This is a genomic window from Kitasatospora sp. NPDC018619, from assembly GCF_044391605.1.
Lineage (GTDB): Bacteria > Actinomycetota > Actinomycetes > Streptomycetales > Streptomycetaceae > Kitasatospora.
Map to the genome: position 1 here is coordinate 119,282 of NZ_JBISAI010000001.1, position 24,865 is coordinate 144,146.

22 protein-coding genes are annotated in these 24,865 nt (G+C 76.7%); 14 read left to right on the top strand and 8 right to left on the bottom strand.

Annotated features, from left to right (window positions below):
* Positions 1-6 precede the first annotated feature (6 nt).
* The 3 genes from ACH5AR_RS00335 to ACH5AR_RS00345 all read left to right on the top strand — a co-directional run bounded on the left by ACH5AR_RS00335 (position 7) and on the right by ACH5AR_RS00345 (position 2,377).
* Positions 7-1,305, top strand: coding sequence for a sensor domain-containing protein (locus ACH5AR_RS00335; protein WP_396299098.1), 1,299 nt, complete (start codon positions 7-9; stop codon positions 1,303-1,305).
* A complete protein-coding gene (locus ACH5AR_RS00340) occupies positions 1,290-1,946 on the top strand; it encodes a LuxR C-terminal-related transcriptional regulator (protein ID WP_396299099.1) in 657 nt (218 codons plus the stop codon). Before ACH5AR_RS00335 ends, ACH5AR_RS00340 begins: the two co-directional genes overlap by 16 nt.
* 68 nt (positions 1,947-2,014) lie before the next feature.
* The gene (locus ACH5AR_RS00345; protein ID WP_396299100.1) at positions 2,015-2,377 is read left to right on the top strand and encodes a hypothetical protein; all 363 of its coding nucleotides are present in this window, start codon (positions 2,015-2,017) and stop codon (positions 2,375-2,377) included.
* Here ACH5AR_RS00345 and ACH5AR_RS00350 read toward each other — a convergent pair.
* Positions 2,349-3,545 carry a glycosyltransferase family 4 protein gene (locus tag ACH5AR_RS00350; RefSeq protein WP_396299101.1) on the bottom strand — a complete coding sequence of 399 codons (1,197 nt, stop codon included), beginning with the start codon at positions 3,543-3,545 and terminating at the stop codon, positions 2,349-2,351. The two genes, ACH5AR_RS00345 and ACH5AR_RS00350, sit on opposite strands and share 29 nt — an antisense overlap.
* Positions 3,546-3,828: 283 nt before the next feature.
* Between ACH5AR_RS00350 and ACH5AR_RS00355 the strand changes: the two genes are divergently transcribed.
* The 4 genes from ACH5AR_RS00355 to ACH5AR_RS00370 all read left to right on the top strand — a co-directional run bounded on the left by ACH5AR_RS00355 (position 3,829) and on the right by ACH5AR_RS00370 (position 9,023).
* On the top strand, positions 3,829-4,785 hold the full coding sequence (locus ACH5AR_RS00355) for a GNAT family N-acetyltransferase (protein ID WP_396299102.1): 957 nt from the start codon (positions 3,829-3,831) through the stop codon (positions 4,783-4,785).
* Complete coding sequence (locus ACH5AR_RS00360) at positions 4,778-5,572, top strand: aminotransferase class IV (protein WP_396299103.1); 795 nt, start codon at positions 4,778-4,780, stop codon at positions 5,570-5,572. Before ACH5AR_RS00355 ends, ACH5AR_RS00360 begins: the two co-directional genes overlap by 8 nt.
* Positions 5,573-5,676: 104 nt before the next feature.
* Positions 5,677-6,501, top strand: a complete 825-nt coding sequence (locus ACH5AR_RS00365) for an ABC transporter ATP-binding protein (RefSeq protein ID WP_396299104.1) — start codon at positions 5,677-5,679, stop codon at positions 6,499-6,501.
* The gene (locus ACH5AR_RS00370; RefSeq protein WP_396299105.1) at positions 6,498-9,023 is read left to right on the top strand and encodes an FtsX-like permease family protein; all 2,526 of its coding nucleotides are present in this window, start codon (positions 6,498-6,500) and stop codon (positions 9,021-9,023) included. Before ACH5AR_RS00365 ends, ACH5AR_RS00370 begins: the two co-directional genes overlap by 4 nt.
* Before the next feature lie 277 nt (positions 9,024-9,300).
* Here ACH5AR_RS00370 and ACH5AR_RS00375 read toward each other — a convergent pair whose 3' ends face one another.
* From ACH5AR_RS00375 to ACH5AR_RS00385, 3 genes are all read right to left on the bottom strand, one after another.
* Positions 9,301-10,455, bottom strand: coding sequence for a Cmx/CmrA family chloramphenicol efflux MFS transporter (locus ACH5AR_RS00375; RefSeq protein ID WP_396299106.1), 1,155 nt, complete (start codon positions 10,453-10,455; stop codon positions 9,301-9,303).
* Positions 10,456-10,733: 278 nt separating this feature from the next.
* A complete protein-coding gene (locus tag ACH5AR_RS00380; RefSeq protein WP_396299107.1) occupies positions 10,734-11,642 on the bottom strand; it encodes a diacylglycerol kinase in 909 nt (302 codons plus the stop codon).
* Complete coding sequence (locus ACH5AR_RS00385) at positions 11,639-13,207, bottom strand: FAD-binding oxidoreductase (protein ID WP_396299108.1); 1,569 nt, start codon at positions 13,205-13,207, stop codon at positions 11,639-11,641. Before ACH5AR_RS00385 ends, ACH5AR_RS00380 begins: the two co-directional genes overlap by 4 nt.
* 74 nt (positions 13,208-13,281) lie before the next feature.
* On the opposite strand from ACH5AR_RS00385, the gene ACH5AR_RS00390 reads away from it, so the two are divergent.
* The gene (locus tag ACH5AR_RS00390; protein ID WP_396299109.1) at positions 13,282-13,890 is read left to right on the top strand and encodes a TetR/AcrR family transcriptional regulator; all 609 of its coding nucleotides are present in this window, start codon (positions 13,282-13,284) and stop codon (positions 13,888-13,890) included.
* Positions 13,887-15,455, top strand: coding sequence for a glycerol-3-phosphate dehydrogenase/oxidase (locus tag ACH5AR_RS00395; RefSeq protein ID WP_396299110.1), 1,569 nt, complete (start codon positions 13,887-13,889; stop codon positions 15,453-15,455). The genes ACH5AR_RS00390 and ACH5AR_RS00395 overlap by 4 nt, the downstream gene beginning before the upstream one ends.
* Before the next feature lie 57 nt (positions 15,456-15,512).
* Here the strand turns inward: ACH5AR_RS00395 and ACH5AR_RS00400 are convergent, their stop codons facing one another.
* Positions 15,513-15,806 carry a hypothetical protein gene (locus ACH5AR_RS00400; protein ID WP_396299111.1) on the bottom strand — a complete coding sequence of 98 codons (294 nt, stop codon included), beginning with the start codon at positions 15,804-15,806 and terminating at the stop codon, positions 15,513-15,515.
* Positions 15,807-15,898: 92 nt separating this feature from the next.
* Between ACH5AR_RS00400 and ACH5AR_RS00405 the strand changes: the two genes are divergently transcribed.
* Complete coding sequence (locus ACH5AR_RS00405; RefSeq protein WP_396299112.1) at positions 15,899-16,318, top strand: hypothetical protein; 420 nt, start codon at positions 15,899-15,901, stop codon at positions 16,316-16,318.
* Positions 16,319-16,431: 113 nt separating this feature from the next.
* A complete protein-coding gene (locus ACH5AR_RS00410; protein ID WP_396299113.1) occupies positions 16,432-17,007 on the top strand; it encodes a TerD family protein in 576 nt (191 codons plus the stop codon).
* A gap of 40 nt (positions 17,008-17,047) precedes the next feature.
* Here the strand turns inward: ACH5AR_RS00410 and ACH5AR_RS00415 are convergent, their stop codons facing one another.
* The gene (locus ACH5AR_RS00415; RefSeq protein ID WP_396299114.1) at positions 17,048-18,343 is read right to left on the bottom strand and encodes an FAD-dependent monooxygenase; all 1,296 of its coding nucleotides are present in this window, start codon (positions 18,341-18,343) and stop codon (positions 17,048-17,050) included.
* A gap of 266 nt (positions 18,344-18,609) precedes the next feature.
* Between ACH5AR_RS00415 and ACH5AR_RS00420 the strand changes: the two genes are divergently transcribed.
* From ACH5AR_RS00420 to ACH5AR_RS00430, 3 genes are all read left to right on the top strand, one after another.
* The gene (locus tag ACH5AR_RS00420) at positions 18,610-20,655 is read left to right on the top strand and encodes an FAD-dependent oxidoreductase (RefSeq protein WP_396299115.1); all 2,046 of its coding nucleotides are present in this window, start codon (positions 18,610-18,612) and stop codon (positions 20,653-20,655) included.
* A 186-nt stretch (positions 20,656-20,841) separates the two neighbouring features.
* Positions 20,842-21,609 (top strand): hypothetical protein, encoded by a 768-nt coding sequence (locus ACH5AR_RS00425; RefSeq protein WP_396299116.1) that lies wholly within the window; start codon positions 20,842-20,844, stop codon positions 21,607-21,609.
* 466 nt (positions 21,610-22,075) lie between these two features.
* Positions 22,076-22,249 (top strand): hypothetical protein, encoded by a 174-nt coding sequence (locus ACH5AR_RS00430; RefSeq protein WP_396299117.1) that lies wholly within the window; start codon positions 22,076-22,078, stop codon positions 22,247-22,249.
* Positions 22,250-22,337: 88 nt separating this feature from the next.
* Here the strand turns inward: ACH5AR_RS00430 and ACH5AR_RS00435 are convergent, their stop codons facing one another.
* Entirely contained in the window at positions 22,338-23,612 is a 1,275-nt protein-coding gene (locus ACH5AR_RS00435) for an acetylhydrolase (protein WP_396299118.1), read from the bottom strand.
* Positions 23,613-23,734: 122 nt separating this feature from the next.
* Positions 23,735-24,703, bottom strand: a complete 969-nt coding sequence (locus ACH5AR_RS00440) for a phosphatidylinositol-specific phospholipase C (protein ID WP_396299119.1) — start codon at positions 24,701-24,703, stop codon at positions 23,735-23,737.
* Positions 24,704-24,865 lie beyond the last annotated feature (162 nt).

The following is a 24,865-nucleotide window of genomic DNA, read 5'->3' on the forward strand; positions in this document are numbered from 1 at the left end:
GGACGGGTGAGCGAGGGGGAGCAGCGGCCGGGCGCCGTGCACGAGGCGCTGCGGGCGGCCCCCCTGCGCTTCCCGTTCACCCGCTGGGTGCCCCGCTGCTGGGCGTACCTGCTGGGCAGCGCGCTGCTCGGCCCGGTGCTGCTGGCGGTCCTCGCGGTGCTGCTGGTGCTCGGGCTGGGCCTGTCGGTGGTCGGCATCGGGCTGCCGTTGCTGGTCGCGCTGGCGCTGGCCGGCGTTCCGAGCGCCACGGCGGCCCGGTGGCGGCTGCGGCTGGTCGAGCCGGTCCCGGTGCCCGACCCGCACCGGAGCCTGCCCGGGGCGGGCCGCCGCGCCCGCGTCCGCACCCGGCTGCGCGAGCGGGCCACCCGGCGCGAACTCGCCCACGCCGTGCTCGCCGCGACGGTGCTGGCCGCCGCCGCGCTCGGCTTCACCGCGCTGCTGCTGGTTTCCTGCCTCGCCACGGCGTCCCCGCTGGTGGTCTGGGCGCTCGCGCCGGAGAGCGTGATGCTGATCCCCGGGCACGCCGTCCCCGGGCCGCTCGCCGCCCTGCCGTTCACCGCCGCCGGGCTGGCCGGCCTGCTGCTCTGCGCGTACGCCGGGGCCCTGCTGACCGCCGCCGAGGTTGCGCTGGCCCGCTTCCTGCTCGGGCCCCGGGAGGACGACCTCGGCCGCCAGGTGCTCGAACTCACCCGCTCCCGCGCCCGGTTGGCCGACGCCTTCGAGGCCGAGCGGCGCCGGATCGAGCGCGACCTGCACGACGGGGCGCAGCAGCAGCTGGTCGCGCTCAGCATGACCCTCGGCCTCGCCGAGTACGAGCTGCGCGACCGCGGGGGCCGGGCCGCCGCACTCGTCACCCGGGCGCGCGGCGAGGCCCGGCAGGCGCTGGAGCAGCTGCGCGGGCTGGTGCGCGGCATCCACCCGCAGGTGCTCACCGACCACGGGCTCGCCGCCGCCGTCGACGAGGTCGCGCAGCGCCACCCGATCCCGGTGGCCACCGACATCGAGCTCCCGGGGCGGCTGCACCCCGCCGTGGAGACCACCGCCTACTTCACCGTCACCGAGGCGCTCACCAACGCCGCCAAGCACAGCGGGGCCACCGCGATCACCGTCCACGGGCGGGTCGCGCGCGGCCGGCTGGTCGTCCAGGTGACCGACGACGGCCGCGGCGGGGCGGACCCGGCCGCCGGGGCCGGACTGGCGGGCCTGGCCGACCGGGTGGCACTGCTGGGAGGACGACTGATGGTGACGAGCCCGACGGGCGGCCCGACGACGCTGCGGGTGGAGGTGCCGTGCTCCGGGTCGTGATCGCCGAGGACGCGGTGCTGCTGCGCGCCGGACTGGTCGAACTGCTGGCCCTCGGCGGCCACCGGGTAACCGCCGCGGTGGGCGATGCCGGGGCGCTGGCCGCGGCCGTCGACGCCGACCGGCCGGACATCGTGGTCACCGACGTGCGGATGCCCCCCGATTACACCGACGAGGGCCTGCGCGCGGCCCTCGCCCTGCGCGAGCGCCACCCGGGCCTGCCCGTCCTGGTGCTCTCCCAGTACGTGGCCACCCCGTACGCGACCCGGCTGCTGGCCGCCGCCGGAGCCCAACCGGCCGGTCTGGGCTACCTGTTGAAGGACCGGGTCGGGGACGTCGCGGACTTCCTGGACGCGCTGCGGAGGGTCGCCGACGGGGAGACGGTGATCGACCCGGAGGTGGTCCGGGTGCTGTTGCGCGGCCGGTCCGCCGACCGCCCGCTGGCCCGCCTCACCCCGCGCGAGCGCGAGGTGCTCGGGCTGATGGCCGAGGGCCTCAACAACCAGGCCGTGGCGGCCCGGCTGGGCATCACCGAGGCCTCGGTGGTGAAGCACTGCGGGAACATCTTCATGAAGCTGGACCTGGACCCGACGGAGGGCAACCGGCGGGTGCTCGCGGTGCTGGCGCACCTGCGCGGGCAGTGACCGGGGCGGTCGGCCCGCGCGGGCCGACCCCCTTGTCAGGGCGGTCGCGGTGCCGGAACGATGGCGGCATGGCGAGGACACCGGAACCGCAGAGCGCGATCGTCAACCGACTGCTCAAGGGCGAGGCGACCAAGGACGACACCACGACCGCCCAGGCCAACTTCCTGCTGTGGCTGCGGCAGGAGTGGGCGGGCGACGGGGACACGGCGCTGACGGCCTGCCAGGAGGTGCTGGCGGCGGCCGGAGGCGAGGAGTGGCGGCTGCTGCCGGAGCGCGACCTGTCCGCCCACGTCTGGCTGTTCAGCTTCTCCTGCCCGAGCCGGGAGGACCTGCCGGGCCAGGCGCGCAACTGGGTGACGGCGGTGCGGGCCAACGGCGGGGCGCCCGCGATCGCGCGGCTGGTCAGGCGCCTGCGGGGGCAGCCGGAGTGACCGGGCCGGCCGCAGCGCCCGACGGCACCGGGGCGGCCCCGCCCGGCAGGGGCACCGCCGGGTCGAGCAGGTCGGTGAGCCGCCGCGCCGAGGCCTCCCAGCTCCAGTGCTCCTCGGCCCAGCGCCGCCCCGCCGCCCCCATCCGGGCGCGCTCGGCGGCCGGGGCGAGCAGGATCCCGGTCAGGGCCGAGGCCACCCCGGCGAGCGAGCGGCCGTCGACGACCGTCCCGGTGACTCCGTCCAGGACGGTGTCCGGGGCTCCGCCGGAGCGGCCGGCCACCACCGGCAGGCCGGCCGCGGCCGCCTCCAGGAAGACGATCCCGAGGCCCTCGGCCTCCAGGCCCAGCCGGCGGGTGCGGCAGGGCATCGCGAAGACGTCCGCCGCGGCGTAGTGGGCGGCCGTCCCGGCGTGGTCCAGGCCGCCGGTGAACACCACGCTGCCCGGCTCGGTCAGGCGGTGGGCGAGGCCCCGCAGCCGGTCCTCGTCCGGGCCCCGGCCGACCAGCACCAGGGTCGTCCCGGGCACGGCCCGGCGGATCGCGGGCAGCGCGCGGATCAGCACGTCCTGGCCCTTGCGCGGGACCAGCCGGGCCACGCACAGCACCACCGGGGCGCCGGCCGGGCCCCCGGCGTCGCCGGCCGGCCGGAAGAGCGCCGGGTCGACCCCCGGCACCAGCCGCGCCAGCCGGGCGTCCGGCCCGAGCGCGGGGGCGATCCGGGCGCGGGTGTAGCCGCCGAGGTAGGTGACGACGTCGGTGCCGCGGCCGATCCGGCGCAGCAGGGCGCGGGCGCCCGGGGTGCGGGCCCACCAGATCTCGTGGCCGTGCGTGGTGGCGACGGTGCGGCGGATGCCCGGGGCCAGCCGCCGCAGGCCGGGCGCCATCGCGGCGAGCGGGGCCGCGGCGCCGAACCAGACCCGGTCGCAGCCGTGGGCGCGGGCCAGCTCGGCGGCCCGGCGGGTCACCCGCGGGGTCGGCAGCAGGGTGCGGGCGCGGTCGCGGAGCACCGGGTAGGGCAGAGCGGCGTCATGGCGCCCGGCGCCCGGTTCGGTCGAGGTGTAGACCACGACGTCGTGGCCGGGGACGCGGTCGGCCATGGCCCGGACGAAGGTCTCGATGCCGCCCTGGCGCGGCGGGAAGTCGTTGGTGACGACGAGGGTGGTGCCCATGGCAGGCCTTTCGGAAGGCGGGTCGGGGAGGAAGAGGAAGGGAGGGCCGGGCGGGGGCGGGCGGCACCGCCACCACGCCCCTTGCGCCGCCCCCTCATTGCATCGCCGCAGGCCGGCCGGGTCATCACGGCCAGGTCGAGTCCCGTGGTCGGGTTTCCCCCACCCCGCCCGACGGCGGCCCCGGCGCGCGGCTCGGGCGCGGGCGGGAGGAGCCGCCTGCCGGGCTGACGTTCGGTGGCGGGCGGATTACTGATCGTCCCCGCCGCACCGCTATCCTCGCCCTGTGCTGAGGTCGTGGGATGCGGCGGTGGAGCGGGCGCAGGACCGGCTGGCGGCGGGGCCGCGGCTGCGGGCGGCCGCTGCGGGGGAGGAACGGCGGTTCGCGCTCTGGGACTTGGCGTCCCTGGTGGAGGGCGAGCTGGGCGAGCTGGTGGACCCGGACGGGCTGGCGCCGCCGGCCGAGCGCGGATGGCGCGAACGGCTGGGCGAGAGCGGGCGCGAGTGGCCGGGCGGCGAGCTGTACCGGCGGCGCTACTGGATCCGGAACGACGACGGCGCCGTGGTGGGCACCGTCGCGGTGGACAACTGGACCAAGGGCCCGAGCCAGCTCGCCGTCTCCTCCCTCTACGTGGCCCCGGCCGCGCGCGGGCGGGGCCTGGCCGCCGCCGCGCTGGACGCCGTGTACGCGGCGGCCACCGCCGAGGGCCTGCCGGGGTTCCGGCTGGAGGCGCACTGGAGCTGGCAGCCGGCCGTCCGCTACTACCTGCGCCGGGGCCTGTGGGTGGTGGGCTGGAAGCGCTCGCTGGCCTTCGCCCGGATGCCCCAGCTCCCCGCCCACCGGGTGCGCGAGGAGGACGGCCGGCTGCTCCTGCTGGTCGCCGACCGGCTGCACGGCTGGGTGCCGATACTGGCCGCCGGGCAGGAGGGCCGCTGGCTGCGGCTGGACGAGACGGCGGAGTACCGGGGCTGTGACGGCTGGGTGCACGCGTACGCCCGCTCCACGCTGGCCCTGCACCTGGCGCTGGCGGGCCGCCCGCTGGTGCGCGGCCCGCAGTGGTGGGCGGAGGCCTGGCGCTGGTCGGACGCCGGGGAGCCGGAGGGCCTGGCCTACCGGATCGAGGAGTTCGAACGCGCGGCGCGCACGGCGGGCCGCCCGGTGGCGAGCCCGTACCGCCCGGTGCCGTTGCCGGAGCAGGCGCAGCCGGCCTCCCCGCAGCTGGCAGACTCGGGGGATGGCTGAGATCGAGATCGACGGCGCCCCCGCCGACCCGGCACGGCTGGCCGCGCTGGGGCTGCTCAACTACGGGCACTTCACCACCCTGCGCGCCGAGGCGGGCCGGGTGCGCGGCCTGGCGCTGCACCTGGACCGGCTGGTCCGGGACTGCCGGGTGCTGTTCGGCGCCGAGCTGGACCGGGCCGCGGTGCGGGAGCGGATCGCCGCGGTGCTGCCCGCCGACGGTGCCCCGGTGGTCGTCCGGGTGACGGTGTACGACCCGGCGCTCGGCCTGGAGCGCCCCGCCGCCCCGGCGGCGCCCGCGCTGCTGGTGACCACCCGCCCGGCCGCCTCCGCCGCGCCCGCCCCGCTGCGGGTCCGCACCGCGGCCTACCGGCGGGAGCTGCCCGAGGTCAAGCACGTCGGCCTGTTCGGCCTGGTGCACCACCGCCGGCAGGCCCAACTGGCCGGCTACGACGACGTGCTGCTGGTCGGCGAGGACGGGCGGGTGGTCGAGGGGGCGACCTGGAACGTCGGCTTCCTGGCCGGCGACGCGCTGGTCTGGCCGCAGGGCCCGAGCCTGCCCGGGGTGACCGAGGCGCTGCTGTCGGCCGCCTACCGGGGGCCGCAGTCCCGCGAGGTGCTGCCCGCCGCCGGGCTGGGCCGCTTCACCGCCGCCTTCGCGGTGAACGCGGGCGTCGGGGTGCGCCCGCTGGCGGCCGTGGACGGCACCGCCTTCGACCCCGCGCACCCGGCGCTGGCCCGGCTGCGGGCCGCCTACCTGGGGATTCCCGGCGAGACGGTGGGGGGATAACCCCACCCCCGGTCCGCCGGAGACCTCCATGGTCCGCGGAGCCCGTCCTGCCTAGGTTGGAGCGCGTTGAGCACGGACGACGCAGAACCGAAGGAAGGCCCCCCATGGCACGCCGCCAAGACCGCCGCAGGACCGAGGAGTCGGGGACGGACCCGTATGGCCCGTACGCCCCCGCCCCGCGGACGGCCCCCGCGATCGAGCTGCGCGGGGTGCGCCGGACCTACGGGCGCGGCGAGGCGGCGGTGCACGCGCTGCGCGGGATCGACCTGGCGCTCGACCACGGCACCTTCACGGCGGTGATGGGCCCCTCCGGCTCCGGCAAGTCCACCTTCCTCCAGTGCGCGGCCGGGCTGGACCGCCCGGACGCCGGCCAGGTCCGGCTCGGCGGCGAGGACATCACCGCGCTGAGCGAGAACCGGCTCACCGAGCTGCGCCGCAGCCGGATCGGCTTCGTCTTCCAGGCCTTCAACCTGCTGCCCTCGCTGACCGTCGAGCAGAACGTGCTGCTGCCGCAGCGCCTCGCCGGGGAGCGCCAGGACCGCGCCCGGGCCCGGGACCTGCTGGCACGGGTGGGCCTCGGCGAGCACGCCGGGCGGCGCCCCGGCCAGCTCTCCGGCGGCCAGCAGCAGCGGGTGGCGATCGCCCGCGCGCTGATCACCCGCCCGGACGTGGTCTTCGCCGACGAGCCGACCGGCGCCCTGGACACCCGGACCGCGCACGAGGTGCTGGCCCTGCTGCGCCGGGCCGTGGACACCCTCGGGGCGACGGTGGTGATGGTGACCCACGACCCGGTGGCGGCCTCCTTCGCCGACCGGGCGCTGTTCCTGGCCGGCGGCGCGCTCGTGGACGAACTGCCGCACCCGAGCCCGCAGGCCGTCGCGGAGCGCATGGTCGCGCTGACCGCCGGGCCGGTCGGAGCGGCGGCATGACGAACGGACTCGCGCGCTCCTCGGTGCGCTTCAGGCCCGCGTCCTTCGTGGGCACCCTGGTCGCCCTGGTGCTGGGCGCCGCCGTGGTCACGGCCTGCGGCGTGCTGCTGCAGACCGGCCTGACCGCCCGCCTCGAACCCGTCCGGTACGCCGCCGCCCCGGTGGTGGTCGCGGCCGACCAGGCGGTGACGGTGCGGCAGAAGGTCGGCGAGGACACCGAGACGGTGGAGCAGACCACCCCGGAGCGGGCCCGGACGGACGCCGCGCTGGCCGGCCGGCTGGCCGTGCTGCCCGGCGTCGCGGCCGCCCGGCCGGACACCGCCTTCCCGCTGCCCGCCGCGGGCCCGGTGCCCGCCCTGACCGGCCGGGGCTTCGCCGCGCTCGGCATCGCCGGGCCGGGCGACCGGCTGGTCGAGGGCCGCGCCCCCGGCGCGAACGAGGTGGTGCTGGACGCCGACACCGCGCGTGCCGCCAACCTCGCGCCCGGCGCGAAGCTCACGCTCACCGCGCCCGGCGGCACCGCGGACTACCGGGTCTCCGGCCTGGCCGCCGCCCAGCAGGCCGGCCCCACCGCCTGGTTCGCCGACGCCACCGCCGACCGCCTCTCCGGCCACCCGGGCCGGATCGACGCCGTCGCCGTGCAGCCCCGCGAGGGCGTGGGCACCGCCGCGCTCGCCGCCCAGGTCCGCCAGGCCGTCGGCGGCGACGCCCGGACCTTCACCGGCGACGACCGGGGCGCCGTCGAGCACCCCGCCCTCGGCGAGGCCCGCAGCCTGCTGACGGCGCTCGGCGGCACCTTCGGCGGCTACGCCACCATGACCGCCGTCTTCGTGGTGATGAGCACCGTCGCCCTCGCCACCGGCCAGCGGGCCCGCGAGTTCGCCCTGCTGCGCGCCATCGGGGCCACCCCGCGCCAGATCCGCCGCACCATCGCCGCCGAGGCGGCGCTGGTCGCGCCGCTCGCCGCGGCGCTCGGCGTGCTGCCCGGACTCGCCCTCGCCCGCTGGTGGTTCGGCCAGCTGGTCGAGCGCGGCGCCGTCCCGGCGGACGTCCGGCTGGACGTCGGCCCGCTGCCGGCGCTCGCCGCCGTCCTTGCCTGCACCCTCGCCGCGCTCACCGCCGGCTTCCTGGCCGCCCGCCGGCCGTCCCGGATGCGCGCCGCCCAGGCACTCGGCGAGGCCGCCGTCGAACCGCCCCGCCCGGGCCGGGTGCGCACCGTCCTCGGACTGCTGTTCGCCGTCGGCGGCGCGGTGGCGGCCGGCGTCGCGACCTCCCTGGACGGCAGCAAGGCCGCCCAGACCGCGCTCGGCGTGGTGATGTGCCTCATGCTGGCCGTCGCCCTGCTCGGCCCCTGGCTGGCCCGGGCCGCCGCCGTGCTGCTCGGCGCCCCGCTGCGGGCCGGCGGCGCACCCGGCTCGCTGGCCGCCGACAACACCCGCGCCAACGCCCGCCGGCTGGCCTCCGCGATCACCCCGATCGTGCTGGTCACCGCCTTCTGCGGCACCCTGCTGGTGCTCCAGAGCACCGTGCGCCACGCCGGCGGCGAGAACGTCCGGGCCGGCGTCACCGCCGACCACGTGGTCGGCGCCACCGGCCCCGGCCTGCCGGCCGGGACGGCCGAGCGGGCCGCCCGGCTGCCCGGCGTGGACACCGCCGTCGGCGTGCTGCGCACCGGCCTCGTCTACCGCGACGGCGGCCAGCTGGGCACCGCCCCGGCGCTCGGCGTCGACGGCGACCCGGCCCGGCTGCCGAAGGTGCTCGACCTGGGCGTGCGCAGCGGCTCGCTCGCCGACCTCGGCCGCGGGCCCGACACCATCGCGCTGAGCACCACCCTGGCCGACGCGTTCGGCGCCCGGGTCGGCGACCGCGTCCCGCTCTGGCTCGGCGACGGCACCGCCGCCCGGCCCGCCGTCGTCGCGGTGTACGACCGCGGGCTCGGGGTCGGCCAGGCGCTGCTGCCCCGGGCCGCGGTGGCCGGGCACGTCACCACCGGGTACGACAGCCAGGTGCTGGTCGCCGACGCGCCGGGCGCCGACCACGCGGCGGTGGCCGCCGCCCTGGGCGGGACGGCCGGGACGGCCGTCACCGACCGGGCCGGGTTCGCCGCCCAGGCCGACCGCGACCTGGAGCTCAACGGCTGGGCCAACACCGTGATGGCCGCCGTGCTCGGCGGGTTCGCCGCCGTCAGCGCCGCCAACACGCTGGTGATGACGGTGCTGGACCGGCGCCGCGAGGTCGCCCTGCTGCGGCTGGCCGGCACCACCCGGCGCCAGGTGCGCGGCATGATGCGCTGGGAGGCGCTGCTGGTGGCCGCCACCGGGCTGGCGGTCGGCTCGGCGATCGCCGCGGTCACCCTGGTGCCGGTCGCCCGGGGCGTGGCCGACTCCGCCCCCTACGTCCCGGCGACGCTCGCCCTGCCGCTGGCCGCCGGAGCCGTCCTGCTCTGCCTCGGTGCGACCGGGGTGCCCGTCCGGGCGCTGCTGCGGACCCGGCCGGCCGCGCTGGGAGCGGCGCGCCAGTAGCGGGCCGGTCGGGGAGGGGGCGCGCTCGGGACGGTCCGGGCGCGCCCCCTCCCTTCGGGTGCGGGTGACGGGCCCCAGTGGGGTGCCCGGGGACCACTTGACGGTCCGACGGCTCCGGGCGGAGCGGGTGGTGATGCTGCGTCAGCCACGCGCGCGCCCGCCCCGCCAGGCCGTGGGCGCAGGGAGCGGCCCGACCTGAGCAGCCCCCGAGCCCGCCGGCCGCACCTCGGAGCGAAGGTCTGCCGAAGCGGGTCGTGGTGACCCGATGGGTCGTCACCTACCGTCGGCCTGCCGCCTGCCCCGCCGCCGCGACCAGCAGGGCGGCGGCGACCAGCAGGCCGCCGGCCCAGAACGGCCCGAGGTCTCCGGCCGCCGTGCCGAGGGTGGCGGCGGCGAGCAGCGGGCCGGCGGTCGCGCCCAGGTTGAGCGCGGCGGTCGCGTAGGCGCCGCCCAGGGCGGGAGCGCCGGCCGCCTCGTACAGCACCCGGGTGATCAGCGTGCCGCCGACGGCGAAGGACAGCGCGCCCAGCAGGAACACCAGCGGCAGCAGCGCGCCCGGAGCGCCCGCGACGACGGCGAGCGCGGGCCAGCCCGCCAGCAGCAGCGGGCCGCCGACGGCGAGGACCCGGCCGGGGTGCCGGTCCGCGAGCCGCCCGGCGACGCTGACGCCGAGGAACGAGCCGGCGCCGAACAGCACCAGCGCCGCCGGCACCCACAGCGCGCCCAGCCCGGCGCGGCCGGTCACCACCGGGGCGAGGAAGGTGAATCCGCCGAAGGTCGCGGCGTTCACCAGCGCGGCGATCAGCATCGCGCGCAGCAGCGGCGGCCGGCGCAGTGCGGCGAGCTCCGCCCGCAGGGCCGGCGCCGCGGACCGGTCGGCCGCCGGGGAGAGCGGCGGCAGGCCCCTGGCGATGCCGACGGCGGCCGGCAGGCAGAGCAGCGCGACGGCCCAGAACGCGGCGCGCCAGCCGAACAGCGCGCCCAGCACCGCCCCGCCCGGGACGCCGGCCACCGTCGCCACCGTCGTCCCGGACAGCAGCACGGCGAGCGCCCGCCCCTTGCGGTCGGCCGGGACGAGCGCGGCGGCGGTGCTCAGCGCCACGGCCAGGAACCCGGCGTCGGCGAGCGCGGCGACCACCCTGGTGGCGAGCAGCACCGGGAAGCTCCCGGTGGCCGCCCCGACGGCGTGCGCCGCCGCGAACGCCAGCACGAACCCGAGCAGGCTGCCGCGCCCCGGCCGGCCGCGGACGAGCCCGGCCGTCAGCGGGGCGCCGACCACCATCCCGACCGCGAAGGCCGAGGTGAGCCCGCCGGCCGTGCCGACGGTGACGCCGAGGTCGGCGGCGAGGCCGGGCAGCAGCCCGGCGAGCATGAACTCCGAGGTGCCCATGGCGAACACGGCCAGGGCGAGCAGATAGAGGGGCAGGGGCATCGAGGGCTCCGAGGGAAAGGGCGCGAACGAGGAGGGGACGTCTCGTCACCGCACGCTCAACCCCCGGGCGGCGCAGGCGCGGCGCTCGCTCGGACCTCGGTGGTTCAGTGCATCCGGGTTTCAGGGGGCTGACGGCGCGTGACCGAAAGCCCCCGCCCTGGATGCCTCAGGGCTCGACACGCTTCGCAGGCTACCCGGCCCCCTGCCCTCGGGGCACCCGGTTTTCCGCCGCCCCCCGCTGCCCCCCGCCCCCCGGCGGCCCGCGGCGCGCCGCCCGTTCACGGCACCAGCAGCCGCAGGGCGCCCTCGGCCACCGAGACCTCCACCGGGAGCGGGGCGATGAACTCCCCGTCGGCGTAGGCGGTGATGCCGGGGGACTCGATGCGCAGCGACGCGGTGCGCAGCGTGGTGACCTCCGGGCGGGCGGTGTGGGTGCCCTTGAGGAGGGCCGGGAAGAAGCGGGCGACGCGCAGCCGGGGCATGGCGTCGACGAGGGTGACGTCGAGCAGCCCGTCGTCGGGCAGGGCGGCGGGGCACATCGGCATGCCGCCGCCGTAGCTGCGGGTGTTGCCGACGGCGGCCAGGGTGAGGTCGCGCTCGATGACGGTGCCGTCGGCGAGGGTGAGGCGGAACGGCAGCGGGCGCAGGTTGGCGAACTCGGCGAGGATGGCGAGGTTGTAGCGCATCCGGCCGTGCGGCCAGCGCAGCCGGTTGGCGCGGTCGCTGACGAGCGAGTCGAAGCCGGTGGCGAGGACGGAGCCGTACCAGCGGACGGCCCCGTCCGGGCCGGTGATCCGGCCGAGGTCGACGCCGCGGGTGCGCCCGGCGGCGATGACGTCGGCGGCGGCCTCGGGGGCGCCGAGCGGCAGCCCGTACGCGCGGGCGTGGTCGTTGCCGGTGCCCGCGGGGACCACGCCGAGCGGGACGGGCGTGCCGGCGAGGGCCTGGAGGGCGAGGTTGACCATGCCGTCGCCGCCGACCACGGCCACCGCGTCCACGCCGTCGGCCGCCGCCGCGCGGGCGAGCCGGACGGCGTCCTCGGGGGAGCGCCCGGCGTGCGGTTCGACCTGGACGCCGAGGGCCCGCAGCCGGGCGGTGGCCCGGTGGGCGGCGGGCTCGGCGTGGCCGATGCCCGCCGCCGGGTTGGTGAGAACGGCGACCCTGCGGACGGTTCTCACGTCGTTCACGGAATCAGCTTCCCCGGGTTGAGGATGCCGGCCGGGTCGAGTTCGGCCTTGACGGCGCGCAGGATGCGCACGCCCAGCTCGCCGACCTCCTCGGTCATCCAGGGGCGGTGGTCGGCGCCGACGGCGTGGTGGTGGCTGATGGTGCCGCCGGCGCCGAGGATGGCGTCCCCGGCGGCGCGCTTGGCGGCGCCCCAGCAGGTGAGCGGGTCCTCGCCGAGGGCGGCGACAACGGTGAAGTAGAGCGAGGCGCCGGTCGGGTAGACGTGCGAGATGTGGCAGAGCACGAGGGAGCCGGGCAGGGCGGTGGTGAGCGCCTCGGTGACGGCGGTGCGCAGGGCGGGCAGCCGGCTCCAGCTCGCCGCCGTCTCCAGGGTCTCGCACAGCGCGCCCGCGCCGAGCAGGGAGTCGCGCAGGTAGGGGGCGTCGAACCGGCCGTGCTCCCAGGCGCGGGCGGCAGCCTCGCCGAGCGAGGTGCCGCCGGCGGCGAGCAGGGCGTCGCGGGTGAGCTGCTGCCGGGCGGCGACCTGGGCGGCGCCGCCCTCGAAGACGGTGACGGCCAGGCAGCCGCTGACCGCGGGGGCGCCGCCGATCTGCTCGGTCATGGCCAGGTTGACCATGGTCTCGGCCTCGTCGGAGAGCCGGATCACCGTCGGGCCGGTGCCCTGCTGCTCGACGGCGCGCAGCGCGGCCGTCCCGGTGGCGAAGTCGGGGAAGCTCCACGCCTCGTACGCCTTGACGGCGGGCAGCGGGTGGACGCGCAGCCGGACGGCGGTGATCACGCCGAGGGTGCCCTCGGAGCCGAGGAAGAGCTGGCGCAGGTCGGGGCCGGCGGCGGAGGCGGGGGCGCGGCCGAGGTCGAGCACCCCGGCGGGGGTGACGACCCGCAGTCCGCGCACCATCTCGTCGAAGCGCCCGTACCCGGCGGAGTCCTGGCCGGAGGAGCGGGTGGCCGCGAAGCCGCCGATGGTGGCGTAGCGGAAGCTCTGCGGGTAGTGGCCGAGCTCCCAGCCGCGCTCGGCGAGCAGGGCCTCCGCGTCCGGGCCGGTGAGGCCCGCGCCGAGGACGGCCTCGCCGGAGGTCTCGTCCAGGTCGAGCAGCCCGTCGAAGCGGCGCAGGTCGAGCGAGACCACGGCGTCGAAGGGGCCGCGCTCGGGATCGAGGCCGCCGACGACACTGGTGCCGCCGCCGAACGGGACGACGGCGAGGCGGTGTTCGGCGCACACCGCGAGGACGGCCGCGACCTCCTGCTCGGTCCCGGGCAGCACGACGGCGTCGGGCGCGTCCTGCGGCTCGCGGCTGCGGCGGCGCAGCAGGTCGGGGGTGGACTTGCCGCCGGCGCGCGGCAGCCGGTCGGCGTCGGCGGTGCTCACGTGCGCCTCGCCGACGGCGCCGGCCAGCGCCTTCAGGCCGTCGGCGGAGATCCGGGACGCCCGCAGCACGACCCCGTCGGCACCCGGCCCGGGCACGGCGTCACCGGTGACGCCGAGGGCCGCGGCGAGCAGTCCCTTGATGTCGGCGGACAGCTCCTTGGCCAGGGCCGGGTCGCCCCAGGCGTCCCACTTCATCGGGGGGAGCGGAAGGGCGGCGCCGGCCGGTCCCGCTTGCGTCTCAGGTGCCATGCGTTACAGTTTCACACATCATGTCAAGTAGTAACGCCGAGCCCGAGACGCCGGGCCAGACCCCCGGGGCCCGCTCCACCGACGACGCGATCCTGGACGCCGCCGCCGACCTCGTCGTCCACCTCGGCGTCCGGCGCACCCAGCTCGCCGAGATCGCCCGCCGCGCCGGGGTCAGCCGACCGACCGTCTACCGCCGCTGGCCGGACGTCCGGGCGGTGATCGGCGCCCTGCTCACCCGGGAGGTCCTGGCCACCCTGGAGGGCACCGCGGCGGCCGGCCCCGACCGGGAGGCTTTCGTCGAGCGGACGGTGGAGATCGCCGTCCGGCTGCGCGACCACCCGGTGATCGGCGCGCTGCTGCGCTCCGACGACTCCGACCTGCTGCTCGAGTACGTCGTCGAGCGGCTCGGCGCCAGCCAGCGCGGCCTGCTGGAGGCGCTGGTCACCGGCATCGGGCAGGGCCAGGCGCACGGTTCGATCCGGGCCGGCGAACCGCTCGAACTGGCCGCCATGGTCCTGCTGATCGCCCAGTCCACCGTCCAGTCGCACCGCATGGTCGCCTCCCTGCTGCCCGAGGCGGCCTGGCGGCGCGAACTGGCCAGAGCACTGAACGGATACCTCGCGCCATGACCCCCACCGCAGGCCCCTATGCCGGTACCGGGCGGCTCGACGCCACCCGGCGCAGGCTGGAACTCGAAGCGCTCGGCGACGACGCCCGGATCGACCTCCTGGTGATCGGCGGCGGCGTCACCGGCGCCGGGGTGGCCCTGGACGCCGCCTCGCGCGGCCTGCGCACGGTGCTGGTCGAGGCCCGCGACCTCGCCTTCGGCACCAGCCGCTGGAGCTCCAAGCTGGTGCACGGCGGGCTGCGCTACCTCGCCTCCGGGCGGATCGGGGTGGCCCGGGAGAGCGCCGTCGAGCGCGGCGTGCTGATGACCCGCACCGCCCCGCACCTGGTCCGGGCGCTGCCCCAGCTCGTCCCCCTGCTGCCGGGCCTGCTGCGCCCGGGCCAGGCCGCGCTGATCCGCGCCGGCTTCCACGCCGGCGACGCGCTGCGCCTGGCGGCCGGCACCCCGGGCGCGCTGCTGCCCCGGGTGCGCCGGATCGACGCCGGGCGGACCCGCCGGCTGGTGCCGGGCGTGCGGACCGACGGGCTGCGCGGCGCGCTGGTCGCCCACGACGGGCAGCTCGTGGACGACGCCCGCCTGGTGGTGGCGCTGGCCCGGACCGCCGCGCAGTACGGGGCGAGGGTGCTGACCAGGGTGCGCGCCGAGCGGGTCACCGGCACCTCGGCCCGGCTGGTCGACACCCTGACCGGCCAGGAGCTGGCCGTCCGGGCCGACGCGGTGGTCAACGCCACCGGGGTCTGGGCCGGCGAGGTGGACACCTCGATCAGGCTGCGGCCCAGCCGGGGCACCCACCTGCTGGTGGACGCGCGGGTGCTCGGCGGCCCGACCGCCGCGCTCACCGTGCCCGTTCCCGGTTCCACCAGCCGCTTCGTCTTCGCCCTGCCGCAGCAGCTCGGCCGGGTCGCGATCGGCCTGACCGACGAGGACGCCCCGGGGCCGATCCCGGACGAGCCGCAGCCCACCGAGGCCGAGCTCAGCTTCCTCCTCGACACCGTCAACGCCGCTCTCGCCACCGGGCTGACCAGGGCGGACGTGCTGGGCGCCCACGCCGGGCTGCGCCCGCTGATCGACACCGGGAACGGCAGCACCGCCGACATCTCGCGCGAGCACGCGGTGCTGGAGAGCCCCGACGGGGTGATCACCGTGGTCGGCGGCAAGCTCACCACCTACCGCCGGATGGCCGAGGACGCGGTGGACACCGCCGTCCGGCTGCGCGGCCTGCCCGCCCGCGCCTGCTGGACGGCCCGGCTGCCGCTGATCGGCGCCCCCGGCCACCGGGACAGTCGCCCGCCGGCGGCCGGGCTGCCCGCCGCACTGCTCGCCCGCCACGGCGGCGCGGCCCACGAGGTGGCGGCGGCGGGCGGGTTGACGCCGGTCGCGGAGGGTCTGGACGTCACCCGCGCCGAGATCGCCCACGCCGTCAGCCACGAGGGCGCGTTGGACGCGGCCGACGTGCTGGACCGCCGCACCAGGATCGGGCTGGTCGCGCAGGACGCCGAGCGGGCCCGGGAGGCCGTCGAGGAGATCGTGGCGGAGAGCCTGGCGCGGGGGCCGGGGGAGGGGTAGGGCGAGGGGCGGGACGGCTGACGCGGTGCGGCGCCGTGCGGACGCCGCGGCTGGGGCTCAGCGCGCCGTGCGCTCGGGCACCGGGTGCTCGGCGCCGGACAGCTCCAGGACGCAGGAGAGCGGGTGGTCGGCCCGGCCGGTGCGCTCCAGCCGCACCGCGACCGGCTTCGGCGGCTCCTCGGCGATCCGGGCGGCGAGGGTCAGCGGGTAGACGCCGTGCCCGTGGACGCGGTGGAAGGCGCACTCCTTGCCGTCGACCAGCAGCTCGGTCTCGGTGATCCGGCCGGACCGGACGTTGACGGTCACCGAGTGCCCGCCCTGGTCGAGGTGGAAGCTGTACCGCTGGCGCATCGGGACCTCCGGCGCAGGGTCTGGGGCGTGGGGGAGTCCGGCGAGGGCAATCCCCTGCAAGTCTAGGGCGACCGGCCGCTAGGGTGCTCGGCATGGGGAGTGCGACGGGCGCCGGCCCGCGGCCGTACGGGCCGGACGTCGAGGTGGCGGAGGACGAGTACGTCCTGGGGCTGTACCGGGTGTCCGTGAAGGCGCGGACGGGGCGCAGGGCCGGCCCGCCGCCGCTGCCCGGCCGGGTGGCGGCCTGCGCGGACGGCGGCGCGCTGCGGTCCGTGCTGCGCCGTCTGGGTGCGCGGGCCCTGCCCACCCTGGCCCGCCACGAGCCGGACCAGGACTTCAGCAGCCGGATCGGGCAGCCGTCGATGGCGGCGCTGGTCCGGGAGGTCGAGCGGACGGACCGGGGCCGGCTCCCGGCCGCCGAGCGCGAGGTGCTGGAGCTGCTGCTGGACTGGGGCCGCCGGGCCTTGGCCGAGAACGGCGCGCTGCGCATCGAGATCGACGCCGGCCGGTGACCGGGAGCCGGGGCCCGCAGGGATATCCGGGGCAGGGCCCACCCGCAGACGGATTCTCGTGATCTCTACAGTGTTGTAGATTCGTCCACAGGGAGAGATCCGAGGAGGGCATTGTGGGAGTTTCGCTGGCCAAGGGCGGCAACGTCTCGCTGAGCAAGGAGGCGCCCGGTCTGAGCGCCGTGATCGTCGGTCTCGGCTGGGACGTGCGCACCACCACCGGCGCCGACTACGACCTGGACGCCAGCGCGCTGCTGTGCAACGCGCTGGGCAAGGTGGTCTCGGACCAGCACTTCGTCTTCTTCAACAACCTCCGCAGCCCCGAGGGTTCGGTCGAGCACAGCGGCGACAACCTGGTCGGCGGCGGGGGCGGGGACGACGAGCAGATCAAGGTCGACCTGGACCGCGTCCCGGCCGACGTGGCCAAGGTGGTCTTCCCGGTGTCGATCTACGACGCCGACGCCCGGCTGCAGAACTTCGGCCAGGTGCGCAACGCGTTCATCCGGATCGTCAACCAGGCCAACGGCCAGGAGATCGCGCGCTACGACCTGAGCGAGGACGCCTCGACCGAGACCGCGATGGTCTTCGGCGAGCTGTACCGCAACGGCGCCGAGTGGAAGTTCCGCGCCATCGGCCAGGGTTACGCCTCCGGCCTGCGCGGCATCGCGACCGACTACGGCGTCAACGTCTGACGGTCCGCGGCGAGCCGGCAGGGGTTCGGCGGACGCGTGCTCAGCCGGTACGGCCGAGCGCGTGGCCGCCGAACCCCTGGTCGTCGCCGGTGAACTGCTGCTGCCACCAGGCGGTCATGGCCGGCTCGTCCATCCGTGACCAGTCCGGCGCCGCGGTGACCTGGGCCCGGCCGAGGGTGCGGCCCAGCTCCACCAACTCCCGCCCGGCCGCCGTCCGTTCGCGGTCGTAGGCGGCCAGCAGGGCCGGCCAGGCGCCGGCCTGCCGCCCCGCCGACTCGAAGGCGTGGGCGTCCTGCACCGCCTTCACCACGCCGCTGGTGTTGTGCGGGCGCACCACGGTGGCCGCGTCCCCGCAGATCAGCAGCCGCCCTGCCGTGCGGCGCGGGGCCGCCAGGTCGTAGATCGGCTGGAGGAAGGTCCGTTCGCGCGGGGTCAGCGCGACGAGGGCGGCCCAGTACGGCGGCAGGTGCCGTTCGGCGAGCTGCCGCAGCTCGTCCAGCCGGGCGGCGGCGAGGCTGCCCGCCGGGATGCTGGTCGGGCCGTCCAGCCGCAGCCAGCCGGGGGTGGGGGTGTAGAACACCCAGTTCACCTGGGTGCGGCCGGGCTCGACCCCGGGGATGCGGTAGATCACCACCTGACCGCCCGGATAGCAGACGGTGATGCACTGCTCCTGCGGCCAGGGCGCCGCGCCGCCGGGGAGTTCGGCGAGCAGGGCGGAGTCGTAGCTGCCGCGCCAGCACACGTACCCGGCGTACGCGGGCTCGGCCTTCGGACAGACGGCCTCGCGGACCACCGAGCGGTAGCCGTCGGCGCCGATCACCAGGTCGTAGGCCTCGCGGCGGCCGCCCGTCTCGATCCAGGCGCCCGCCGCTCCGGGCCCCTCCGGTCCGGTGCCGGTGCCGGGCTCGGTTCCGGTGCCGCCCGCCTCGTTGCCGACGGCCGTCACGGTGGCACCCAGGCGGAACTCCACCTGCTCGGGCGCCCGTTCCCGCAGCGCCTGCCAGAGCACGCCCCAGTGGTGCGAGTGGAACGGGAAGGGCTGCGCCCAGAGCAGCCGCCCGCAGCCGTCCGGGCCGTCGCCGTCGCCGGCGCCGCCCCGGGTGACCCACCGGCGGACGGTGAGGCGGTGGCGGCGGGTGTCCGCGTCGAGGAGCCCGGCGCGCACCAGCTCCTCGAAGCGGTCGTTGTGGGTGCACAGCCCCACGCCGCGGTCCTCCAGCCGGCCGGGGCTGCGCTCCAGTACCACCACCCGCTGCGCGCCGAGCCGGACGGCCGCGCCGGCGAAGGCGCTCCCGGCGATGCTTCCCCCGACCACGGCCACCGAGCCACCCCGCACGGTCGTTCCTCTCCCGAGCTCCGCGTCGCGGGCCCGTCGCGCCATGGCGGCGGGCCGCGATGTCCGGGACACGACGATACGCGGGTGCCCGGGGCCCGGCGGCGCGTTTCGCGCCATTCGGAGCCCGTCCGGAGGGGGCCGGTCGGGCAGTTCGTCCTGAGGGCTGGGCGGAGGGCCCGACTCCCCCTATGCAACTTGTTGCATACTCCGCCACCCGTCCCCTACTCTGCGGTAACAACGCCCCGCCCGCGCCCCAGGAGACGTCGATGAGCGCCGCCCGCCCCGGCCGCAGCCGCTACCCGCACCTGCTCAGCCCGCTCGACCTCGGCTTCACCACCCTCCCCAACCGCGTGATCATGGGCTCGATGCACGTCGGCCTGGAGGAGGCCCCCGGCGGCTTCGAGCGGATGGCCGCCTTCTACGCCGAGCGCGCCCGCGGCGGCGTCGGCCTGATCGTCACCGGCGGCATCGCCCCCAACGAGGCCGGGCGCCCCTGGGAGGGCGGCGCGATGCTGACCACCGAGGAGGAGGCCGACCGGCACCGCGTGGTCACCGACGCGGTGCACGCCGCCGGCGGCCGGATCGCCCTGCAGATCCTGCACTTCGGCCGCTACGCCTACCACCGCGACCTGGTCGCCCCCAGTGCGCTCCAGGCCCCGATCAGCCCCTTCACGCCCCGTGCGCTCACCGCCGAGCAGGTCGAGCAGACCGTCGAGGACTTCACCCGCTGCGCCGCCCTCGCCCGCCGCGCCGGGTACGACGGCGTCGAGATCATGGGCTCCGAGGGCTACCTGGTCAACGAGTTCGTCGTCGCCGCGACCAACCACCGCGAGGACGAGTGGGGCGGCCCGTACGAGCGGCGGATGCGCTTCCCGGTGGAGATCGTCCGCCGGGTCCGCGAACGGGTCGGCGAGGACTTCATCATCGTCTACCGGCTGTCCATGCTCGACCTGGTGCCCGGCGGCTCCACCCTCGACGAGGTCGTGCAGCTCGCCCGGGCCGTCGAGGCCGCCGGGGCGACCATCATCAACAGCGGCATCGGCTGGCACGAGGCCCGCATCCCGACCATCGCCACCTCGGTGCCGCGCGGCGCCTTCGCCTGGGTGACGAAGAAGGTGATGGGCGAGGTCGGCATCCCGCTCGTCACCACCAACCGCATCAACACCCCCGAGACCGCCGAGCGGCTGCTCGCCGAGGGCAGCGCCGACCTGGTCTCGATGGCCCGCCCGCTGCTCGCCGACCCCGACTTCGTCGCCAAGGCGGCGGCCGGCCGCGCCGAGGCCATCAACACCTGCATCGGCTGCAACCAGGCCTGCCTCGACCACACCTTCAACCTCCGGATCACCTCCTGCCTGGTCAACCCGCACGCGTGCCACGAGACCGAGCTCGTCCTCGGCCCGACCAGGGTGCGCAAGCGGATCGGCGTCGTCGGGGCGGGCCCGGCCGGCCTCGCCTGCGCCGTCTCCGCCGCCGAGCGCGGCCACGACGTCACCCTGTACGACGCGGCGCAGGAGATCGGCGGGCAGCTGAACACCGCCCGGCGCATCCCCGGCAAGGAGGAGTTCGGCGAGACGCTGCGCTACTTCCGCACCCGGCTGGCCGAGACGGGGGTGACGCTGCGGCTCGGCAGCACCGTCACCGCCGAGCAGCTGGCCGAGCAGGGCCACGACGAGATCGTCCTCGCCACCGGCGTCACGCCGCGAACTCCCGCCGACATCCAGGGAGTCGACCACCCCAGCGTGCTCGGCTACCTCGACGTGCTGCGCGACGGCGCGCCGGTCGGCGAGCGGGTCGCCATCCTCGGCGCGGGCGGCATCGGCTTCGACGTGGCCGCCTTCCTCACCGACCCGGGCGACGAGGCCGCCCTCGACCCGTGGGCCTTCCAGGCGCGGTGGGGCATCGATCCGGAGTACCGCGAGCGCGGCGGCCTGCGCGCCCCGCAGCGGCCGAAGCCCCCGCGCAGCGTCCACCTGCTCCAGCGCAAAGCCGGCAAGGTCGGCGCCGGCCTCGGCAAGACCACCGGCTGGATCCACCGCACCGAGCTCAAGCACCGCGGCGTGGCGATGGTCCCCGGCGTCACCTACGAGCGGATCGACGACGCCGGCCTGCACCTCACGGTGGACGGCGAGCCCCGACTGCTGCCGGTGGACACCGTCGTGCTCTGCACCGGCCAGGAGCCGCGCCGCGAGCTGTACGAGGCGCTGCGCGAGCGCGGCCTGGCGGTGCACCTGATCGGCGGCGCCGACGTGGCCGCCGAACTGGACGCCAAGCGCGCCATCAAGCAGGGCACCGAGCTGGCCGCCGCGCTCTGAGCCCACCGCCGGCGCCGGTCGGCGGCCCCCGGTGCTCCCGGTACGCGCCGGGGCGCCGTCGGCCCGCCGTCCGCCCGGCGAAGCGGCGCCTGACCTGCGGGAACCCCCGTCCGCGCGCCGCCCCCGCCGCCCGGTGGGACACTGGTGGCCTCGTCCCTTCCCCGAACTCCCGACCGGGGGTCCCGTATGTCCTCTCCCAGGCTCATCTCCCGTCCCAGGCCCGTCCACGTCCTCGCCGCCGCGGCCGCCGCCGTGGCGGTGGCCCTGGGCCCGGCGACCCTGCCGGCGTCCGCCGCGGCCCCGGGGGCCGGCCCGTCCACCCAGGACCTGCCCACCTCCGACCAACTGCAGTCGGCCCTGCTGACCGCGGCCGACCTCGGCCCCGGCTACACCGCGACGCCGGTGACGCAGAGCCCCAGCCCCGGCGAGAACCCGTCCCCGGTGACCGGCTGCGCCGCGCTCAGCGCGCTGATCAACATGCACGCCACCCAGACCGGCCGGCAGGTCCCGCAGGCCGCGGTGGCGCTCGACGGCCCGAACGACAACCCGATGGTCACCCAGGCCCTCGCGGCCGAGGCGCCCGACCGGCTGACCGCCGACTACAACACCGCCGCCGACGCCCTGAAGACCTGCCACAGCATCACCTTCAACGGCGGCAACGGCGACCAGGTGACCTTCACCGTCACCCCGATCACCCTCGGCGACCGCAAGGACGCCCCCGCCGTCCACCTCGACGGCACCCTGGCCGGCGTCCAGCTCAACGGCTACGTCGGCATCGAACGCTTCGGCAACACGGCCATGGCCTTCGGCTACTTCGAGCGCCAGGGCACCTCCGCCCAGACCGCCGCCATGCAGTACCGCACCGCCGTCGCCAAGGTCGAGCGCACCCTCGGCGCCAAGGCCGGCAGCACCACCGCCGCCACCCCCGCCACCCCGACGGGCCAGCACGTCTGACGCCCCGCCCGCCGCCCCGGCACCGTGGCCCCCCGCCGAACGCACGGAGCGTTCGACGGGGGGCCGCAGCTCGTCGGGCGGAAGCGCGCGAACTGGCGGGACTGCACCTGCGACGCGGTGGGCAACCGCACGAAGCCGGGTCATGCACAACCCGACCGGAGAACCCGTAAGTTGACGGTGGATCAGGCCTTCCTGGCACCGGGCACCCGAAGACGGATGAGAAGCCCCGAGCGGCGAACGCGGGCGCTCCGGAAGCGCAACCCAACTCGGTGATCCTCGGTGCAGCGGGGACGGACGTTGCCTCGGACGACTTCGCGCGCCCGAGTGACTTCGAGTACAGCGTGTCGGCCCGACCCCGGGGTCGGAACCTTCACCGGTGCCGGCCTGTACGAGGGGCAGTGGTCGGCCCGGCTGGTGTCCAGCGGGGAGACCGTCGATCGGCTCACGTGCCGGGCGGAGCCTTCCGGTGCGGAAGGTGTACTCGCTCGACGTCGAGGGCGTGCCCCGCACCGTCTACACGGTGGTGGCGCCGCGAGGCCTCCAGGGCGAGTACCGGGTGGTGGTCCGGCGGGGCGGTGAGCCGGCCGAGGACCGGGTGACGCTCGACATGGAGAAGGTCGCCGATCCGGTGCGGTGCTGATCGGACGGTCGGATGAGCGTCGGGACGTGTGAGGGCAGGGGCGGGCGGCCGCACCCCCGTGGGGGCCGCCCGCCGTACGGGTGGGCCGCTACGGGTGGTAGACGACCTCGGGGAAGGCGGCGGAGGGGCCGTCGAGCAGGTCGCCGCAGTGGCGGCCGCGCAGGTGGAGGTCGAAGAAGGCGCGCGGGTAGGCCTGTTGGACGAGGACGCCGCGGTCGGGGTCGAGGGTGCCGACCTGGGACCGGATCTGCTGCTCGGTCAGGCCGAGCAGCCGGCCCGCCTGGGGGACCAGCGTCATGTTGTCGCCGTACGAGGAGTGCACGGCGCCGGTGGCCTGGACGTCGAGGCGCCAGCCGCGCAGGTGGCCCCAGAAGGCCTCGACGTACGGGCTGGCGGCCCGGGTGTAGACGGCGGTCATCATCATGAACGGACGGTCGATGTCGGCGGTGACGGCGGGGTTCGACTCCATCCGCCCGTCCAGCGTGAGCCCGGCGCGGATGCGCTGGTCGGCGGCCATGGCGAGGCCGACGGCGGTGCCCCCCTTGGACCAGCCGAAGGCGCCGATGTTCCGGGCGTCCAGGCCGCCGAGCAGGCCGGCCGGCAGGGTGCGGCCGTCGACGTCCGGGTTGCGGCCGTTGGCGAGGCCGACGACCTGGTCGAGCAGGAAGAGCAGGTCGGCGGCGTAGTCCCGGGGGTAGAGGCCCGGGGCGACGCCGTCGCGGGTGACGACCGTCCCGTCCGGGAACTCCGTGACGCCGTCGTGGGTGTGGTCGACGGTGACGACGGCGAAGCCGTGGCTGGCCAGCTCCTGGCAGACGATGGTGTGGTCGCCGCGGTGGCTGCCCGCGCCGTGCGAGTAGAGGACGACGGGCAGGGGCCGGCCGGCCCGGTGGACGGGTGCGCCCTGGTGGCCGGCGGTGAGCGGGCCGAGCGCGGGGGGCAGCGGGAAGCCGGCGTCGTCGAGGAACGCCCTCAGGGCGCCCTCCGTCATCCAGGGGGCCAGCGGGTACGCGTCGGCGTCGGCGGTGCGGGCCGGGTACCAGACGGTGGCCATCAGCTCGCGGAACCGCCCGGGCCGGGCGTTCGGGTCGAGCCGGGACTCGTCGCGCAGGTGCAGGGGCACCATGCCCACCGGGAAGGGGCCGGTGGGCGCGGGCAGGGTGAGCCGTGCGGGGGCGGCCGTCGGGGTGCCGACGGTGGAGGGGGCGGGAACGGGGGTGGCCGAGGCGGCGCGGGCGAGGCCCAGCGGCGCGACGGCGCCGAGCGCGAGCGCGGAGCCCAGCATGCGGCGGCGGGTCGGTCCGGTGGGACGGGCGGTCCGGGTGCTGCCCGGAGACGGGGTGCCCGGTGGCGTGGTGTCCATGTGCGGAACGCTGTCACGCGGGGTGTACGGCGGGCATCGGTCCGTGGATTGATCAACCGTCACCCCGCATCGGTCCGTGGGTTTACATCCCCGGGCCGATGCGGAGGCGGGCTCGGGCCGTCCTACGGGACGACGTTCTTGTCGATCAGCATCTGCAGCACGTTGACGTGGAAGTCGGGGAAGTCCATCGGCACGATGCCGAACCGGGCGCGCTGCTGGGTGCGGGCGCTCAGGTACGGGTAGACCGTGCGGTCCATCAGGGACTGCGAGCTGGTCTTGGGCCAGTAACCACCGGCGTAGGAGAGGAAGTTGACGAACATCTTCGGGTAGGACGGGTTGGCGAAGGCCTCGTCGAACTGGGCGACGATGCGCTGCCCCTTCGTGCCGAGGGGGTCGAGGCCGCCGGTCTGCCAGAGGTCCTGGGTGTCGAAGTAGCCGTTCTCGCCGCTGGACCAGTCGATCAGTCCCCACGGGTTGGCGAAGTCGGCGATCAGGACGACCTTTCCCCGGGCGGTCGCGAGGGTCGGCCACCCGTAGAGGTGGAACAGGCCGCGGTAGCCCAGCCCGTCGAGGTAGTGGTTGACCCGCCGCATGAACTCGGCGTCGTCCAGCGACTGGCCGCCGGAGCGCTCGTTGCGCAGGCGCATCAGGACGGTCTCGCCGGGCTGTGAGCGGAGGAAGGCCCGGCACTGGTCGAGCACGTCCTGGAGGCGGATGTGCTGGTAGGCGTCGGAGTGGTAGATCCCGAGCTCGTCGGGCGCGCCCTGGAGGCCGTTGCAGCGGATGTCGAGGAAGCGGACGCCCTCGGCCAACTGCTGGGGCAGGCCCCAGTTCTGGGTGTGGGACCACTCGGTGCCGTAGGCGGGGTTCTGGCAGCAGGAGTCGTGGGTGCCGGGGACGGTGAGGTCGAGCAGGGACAGGCCGCCGTCGAGGCGGGCCATCCAGCTGTCGGTCGGCAGGCCGCGCGGGGTGGTGGCTGCGGTGGCTGCGGTGGCTGCGAGGGCGGTGCGGGGCAGAGGGAGGCCGGCGGTGAGCGCGGCGGCGCCTGCTCCCGCGCCCCACGTGAGAAGGTCACGACGTGCGATGCCCATGGTGCGGCTCCTCGGGGTTCGTCCGGTCGTCCGGTGTGGGTCGTGCGGTCGTGCGGTCGGTCCTTCGGTCGTTCGGGCCGGTCGGTGCTTCGGTCGGTGCGTCGGTCGTTCGGGGGGGTGCGGTGTCATCTTGGAGCATCCGGCCCCTCTTTTGGCAGGTGC

What these genes read in the sequence shown, in the direction of transcription:
- ACH5AR_RS00440 (WP_396299119.1), bottom strand. Translation starts at nt 24,703, where the DNA reads ATGGGCATCGCACGTCGTGACCTTCTCACGTGGGGCGCGGGAGCAGGC.
- ACH5AR_RS00420 (WP_396299115.1), top strand. Translation starts at nt 18,610, where the DNA reads ATGAGCGCCGCCCGCCCCGGCCGCAGCCGCTACCCGCACCTGCTCAGC.
- ACH5AR_RS00385 (WP_396299108.1), bottom strand. Translation starts at nt 13,207, where the DNA reads ATGAAGTGGGACGCCTGGGGCGACCCGGCCCTGGCCAAGGAGCTGTCC.
- ACH5AR_RS00400 (WP_396299111.1), bottom strand. Translation starts at nt 15,806, where the DNA reads ATGCGCCAGCGGTACAGCTTCCACCTCGACCAGGGCGGGCACTCGGTG.
- ACH5AR_RS00345 (WP_396299100.1), top strand. Translation starts at nt 2,015, where the DNA reads ATGGCGAGGACACCGGAACCGCAGAGCGCGATCGTCAACCGACTGCTC.
- ACH5AR_RS00395 (WP_396299110.1), top strand. Translation starts at nt 13,887, where the DNA reads ATGACCCCCACCGCAGGCCCCTATGCCGGTACCGGGCGGCTCGACGCC.
- ACH5AR_RS00350 (WP_396299101.1), bottom strand. Translation starts at nt 3,545, where the DNA reads ATGGGCACCACCCTCGTCGTCACCAACGACTTCCCGCCGCGCCAGGGC.
- ACH5AR_RS00435 (WP_396299118.1), bottom strand. Translation starts at nt 23,612, where the DNA reads ATGGACACCACGCCACCGGGCACCCCGTCTCCGGGCAGCACCCGGACC.
- ACH5AR_RS00360 (WP_396299103.1), top strand. Translation starts at nt 4,778, where the DNA reads ATGGCTGAGATCGAGATCGACGGCGCCCCCGCCGACCCGGCACGGCTG.
- ACH5AR_RS00405 (WP_396299112.1), top strand. Translation starts at nt 15,899, where the DNA reads ATGGGGAGTGCGACGGGCGCCGGCCCGCGGCCGTACGGGCCGGACGTC.
- ACH5AR_RS00425 (WP_396299116.1), top strand. Translation starts at nt 20,842, where the DNA reads ATGTCCTCTCCCAGGCTCATCTCCCGTCCCAGGCCCGTCCACGTCCTC.
- ACH5AR_RS00370 (WP_396299105.1), top strand. Translation starts at nt 6,498, where the DNA reads ATGACGAACGGACTCGCGCGCTCCTCGGTGCGCTTCAGGCCCGCGTCC.
- ACH5AR_RS00390 (WP_396299109.1), top strand. Translation starts at nt 13,282, where the DNA reads ATGTCAAGTAGTAACGCCGAGCCCGAGACGCCGGGCCAGACCCCCGGG.
- ACH5AR_RS00375 (WP_396299106.1), bottom strand. Translation starts at nt 10,455, where the DNA reads ATGCCCCTGCCCCTCTATCTGCTCGCCCTGGCCGTGTTCGCCATGGGC.
- ACH5AR_RS00365 (WP_396299104.1), top strand. Translation starts at nt 5,677, where the DNA reads ATGGCACGCCGCCAAGACCGCCGCAGGACCGAGGAGTCGGGGACGGAC.